The organism is Streptomyces ipomoeae 91-03, from assembly GCF_000317595.1.
GTDB classification, from domain to species: Bacteria; Actinomycetota; Actinomycetes; order Streptomycetales; family Streptomycetaceae; genus Streptomyces; species Streptomyces ipomoeae.
In genome coordinates, this window is the sequence record NZ_AEJC01000190.1 from 1 (window position 1) to 2698 (window position 2698).

Sequence of the window (2698 nt, forward strand, 5' to 3'; positions counted from 1 at the left end):
CCGACGCCGACTCTGAGGCTCCTCTGTGATCGAAGCATCCATCTCCGCCGTTCCAGGGCTTGTTGTCACGTTCCTGGTTCTCGGCACGTTGTTCGGGTTCCTCACGGCGTTTCTCGCGAAGTCCCGTAACAGGCCATGGCAATTCCCAACAGCCCTTGCCATCTACGTGGCTGGAATCCTGTCTGTCACCCTGCTTCCAGGGGACGCCGGACTGGAAGCCGCGCAGTGTGACGCCGGGGCACCGGTTCATCTGTTCACCGACACCAGCTCACTGCTGAATATCGCGCTGTTCGCCCCCGGAGCTTTCCTTGCGGTCTTGGCTCTGCGTCGCCCTGTGACCGTCGCCGCCGCGTTCGTCTGTCTGAGCGGCACGGTCGAACTCATTCAGGCCACGGGGTATTTGGGTCGCTCCTGCAGCCTGACCGACGTGACAGCGAATGCCACAGGTTCAGTTCTCGGGGCATGCGCCGGAGCCATCTGGTGCTACAGCCGGCGCATGCCAACGCACCGTGCAATGAGGGATGCTCTGTGGGGTTTCGGTCTCCTGCTGGTTGGCGCAACCGCATTCGCTGCGTTCTTTCACGCCCGCATCGAGTCCGTGGACATCGTGGCCTTGGATGACTCCATCAAGGCGCGCGTGAATGCCGCTGACGAGGCGGACGCATGGCTCGCGAAGGCAGCGACTGCGACCTTCGGCGAAGGCACTGAGATCGAGAGCAGCACCGTCGAAAAGGTCGGCACCAGGACGAAGGTCACAGCGGTCACCAACCGCGGGGAGATCGTCGGCTGGTGGCCGGACAAGCAACTTGAGACAGCGTGGGCGACCAATAACAAGGGCGACGATGGCAGAGCCAGCAAGCAGAGTGCCACGGCTGCAGCCGATCGCTTCGCGCAGACTTGGTTCCCTGACAGCGTCAAGGGAAGCGAACGCAACGTGCGGACGCTTGGGGAAGGAACAGGACGCGCGTACCTGGTCTCGTACCGGCGCTACAACAAGGACGACGTCCTGATGCCCATGCGTCTGGACATCACGATCACCACCAAGAAGCGCATCATCGGCTTCACCGCCCGTACGCTGCCCGACCCCCAGCTCACCTCCGTCACTGTCGACGAGGGCAAGGCCCGCGAGCTTGCTCACGAGGCCAGCGGCAAAGCCACCCAGTCCACGCTCCTCCTCGCCCAGCAGGTCGACGGCGTCTGGCGCCCTGTGTGGCTCGTCGGCGCAGGTAACAAGGATGTAGCCATCGACGCTGCCACTGGACAGAGGATCTCCACAGACAAATAGACGGCGCGTCGCCCGATACGCTGGCGACGCCGCTGGTTCCGGGCCGGGCTCTCTCTTCGCCGAGGGGCCCATTGCCTGTGGCCGGGTGGGGCACACACCGCAGGTGATCGTCTCGACGGCATGGCACGACCGTCATTCCGGCGGACATCCTGACCGAGGTGTGGACAACCGTATACGGCCGTGGACGTCTGACCGCCGTCCCGGACGGGTACAACTCCCGTACTGCCGCGTAACTTTGCCCGCAGACCCATTCCTGACATTGCGTCAGTTCAGTAGTCTGAAATCTGACGTAGCGTCAGATAGGTGCCGCGTTACAGCGCCACACCGCGTCACCCCGCGTTGCGTCGACGCACCGATCGATGAATTGGCTGTCACACAGGAGCGGGCGGACCGATGCTTGGATCAACCCACGGCACCCTCACCACCGACTCCCGCCGGGCCCGGGCCATCGCCTGCGGCGAGCACTCCCAACAGGTCGTGCACGGCAGCCCCGCCGAGGCCGGCGACGTGGACGTCAGCGGGCGCCCGCTGTACGCCGCCGTGCCCGACCTGGACCGATTCTTCAGCCCGGAGTCCGTGGCCGTCGTCGGTGCGTCGGACACCGAGGGGCGCCCGAACACCGGTATCACCCGGCAGTTGCTCGCCTGGGCCGAACGGGTCGGCGCCCGGCTGCACCCCGTCCACCCCACACGTCAGTCGGTCTTCGGCATCCCCTGCTCCCCTTCCGTCGCCGACCTGCCCGAACAGGTCGATCTCGCCGTACTGCTCGTCTCCGACCCCCTTCCCGTGATCGACGAACTCGCCCAGGCCAAGGTGAAGTTCGCCGTCGCCTTCGCCTCCGGCTTCGCCGAGACCGGTGCGGATGGCTCGGCCGCGCAGCAGCGGCTGGCCGCCGCCGTGGCCCGCGCCGACGGCCTGCGGCTGCTCGGCCCCAACACCAACCTCAACGCCTTCGAGCGCTTCCGCGACGATCTCGACGGTCCCGCGATCGCTCTGATCACCCAGTCCGGCCACCAGGGCCGCCCCGTCTTCTCCCTCCAGGAACTCGGTGTCCGTCTCTCCCACTGGGCCCCCACCGGCAACGAGGCCGACCTGGAGACCGCCGACTTCATCTCCTACTTCGCCGAACGCCCCGAGGTGGGCGCCATCGCCTGCTACATCGAGGGCCTCAAGGACGGCCGCGCCTTCCTCCTCGCCGCCGACCGGGCCGCCCGGCGCGGCGTCCCCGTCGTCGCCGTCAAGGTCGGCCGCACCGAGACCGGCGCCCGCACCGCCGCCACCCACACCGGCAAACTCACCGGCGCGGACGCCGTGGTCGACGCCGCGATGCGCCAGTTCGGCGTCATCCGCGTCGACGGCCTCGACGAACTCCAGGACACGGCGACACTGTTGGCCCGGGCGGCTCGGCCGACG

The 2698-nt window shown here is 67.1% G+C and carries 2 protein-coding genes; both read left to right on the top strand.

Annotated elements, in window-relative coordinates; genetic code table 11:
• Window positions 1-25 precede the first annotated feature (25 nt).
• Window positions 26-1285, top strand: a complete 1260-nt coding sequence (locus tag STRIP9103_RS46320; protein ID WP_009309284.1) for a VanZ family protein — start codon at window positions 26-28, stop codon at window positions 1283-1285.
• A gap of 393 nt (window positions 1286-1678) precedes the next feature.
• A partial coding sequence (locus STRIP9103_RS12470) for a CoA-binding protein (RefSeq protein ID WP_009309282.1) occupies window positions 1679-2698 on the top strand: 1020 nt, incomplete at its 3' end.